Source organism: Planctomycetaceae bacterium (genome assembly GCA_041398785.1).
Lineage (GTDB): Bacteria > Planctomycetota > Planctomycetia > Planctomycetales > Planctomycetaceae > JAWKUA01.
Genome location: JAWKUA010000073.1, coordinates 1 through 1,506 on the forward strand (window position 1 = coordinate 1; position 1,506 = coordinate 1,506).

Below are 1,506 nucleotides of genomic sequence, written 5' to 3' on the forward strand. Positions count from 1 at the left end.
ATCAGCGTGTTCTCGGGAATCGCCGGTACCACTGCCAATATCGCCGATTCCGAACTTGACTTTCACTCCTCATCGCCTGGTTCGCGATTGTTCCCCGACATGCTCCGCTACATCCTCCAAAGCGCCGTTTATTATCGGCGAATCAACTTCGTCGTGATGCTGGCCGTCGCCATTTCGACGGCCGTGATTGGCGGGTCGCTGATCGTTGGTGACAGTGTGCGATACAGCCTGAGGCAGATGACGCTGCAGCGGCTGGGGCGGATCACGCATGTCGCGCAGGCACCGACTTTCTTTCGGCAGGATCTGGCGGCGGAGGTTCAGAAGAAATCCGGTGCCGGAACTGTTGCACCCGCGATTCTGCTGACCGGAAGCGTTGAAGCACACGACGGCCAGTCCATCCACCGAGCCGGTTCGGTGACAATCGCCGGCATCGCCGATGACGGCTGGAGCCTGCTGGAAACGTCCGACACTCCGCTGCCGGGTGATCGCGAAGTTGTTCTGGGGTATCGCACGGCGATGGAACTTCACGTGAAATCCGGTGACACCGTTTCGCTGTGGGTCGAACTGCCGTCGTCGATTCCGCGAGACAGCCTGCTGGGCGAACGCGACGAAACGACGCTGGAGATTCAGGCCACCGTCAGCCACGTGCTGAGCGAATCCACCGGCGCGTCGCGGTTCTCGCTGACTCCGGCGCAGCAGCTTCCGTACAACGCGTTTCTGGCTCTGGACACGCTGCAAACGGCGCTGGGGCTGGAAAAGATCGATGCCGGTCGTCGCAGCGCGGTTGCCAAACCGGCTCGCATCAATGCAATGCTGGCGAGTTCCGAAAAAACTCCGGACACCGCTGCAGGCAATTCGGCTGCGGCGGGAGCTCTCGCCGATGACAGTGGTCTCGCCGAAGCGATCAAGTCGCAGATCACGCCGGATGACGTCGGCCTGCGCCTGCGGCCGATCACCGATCGCGGCTACATCTCGGCGGAGAGCGATCGCATGATTCTTCCCGATCCGCTCTCCGATGCGGTTCTTGCCGCCGCGGAAGAACTGGGACTCAGCGCCGAACCGACACTGGTGTATCTCGCCAACGAAATCGCCGCGGCGGACCGTGATTCCGGCGACAAACGCTATTCGATGTATTCCATCGTCGCCGGCATTCCGTTTCAGGATCGGCAGGCTTCGGATAGCTACCGTTTGCGTGATGGCAAGCCGGTTCCGCAACTGAGAGACCATGACCTGCTGCTGTCGGCGTGGCTTGCCGCGGATCTTCAGGTGGACGTCGGCGGGACCGTCAAAGCTCGCTGGCATGATGTCGGCAGCCATGGCGAACTGCCGGAGATTGAACGTGACTTCACGGTGCAGGGCATTTTTCCCGACGACGACCCGAAGACCGTCGACGTGAACCTGACTCCGCACGTGCCGGGCATTACCGACGTCGAATCGTTCAGTGACTGGAACCAGCCGTTTGAAATGGAAATGAGCCGCATCACCGAACGAGACGACGCTTACTGG

The 1,506-nt window shown here is 61.1% G+C and carries 1 protein-coding gene; it reads left to right on the plus strand.

Annotated elements, in window-relative coordinates:
* Window positions 1-99: 99 nt before the first annotated feature.
* A partial coding sequence (locus R3C19_27480; protein ID MEZ6064105.1) for an ABC transporter permease occupies window positions 100-1,506 on the plus strand: 1,407 nt, incomplete at its 3' end.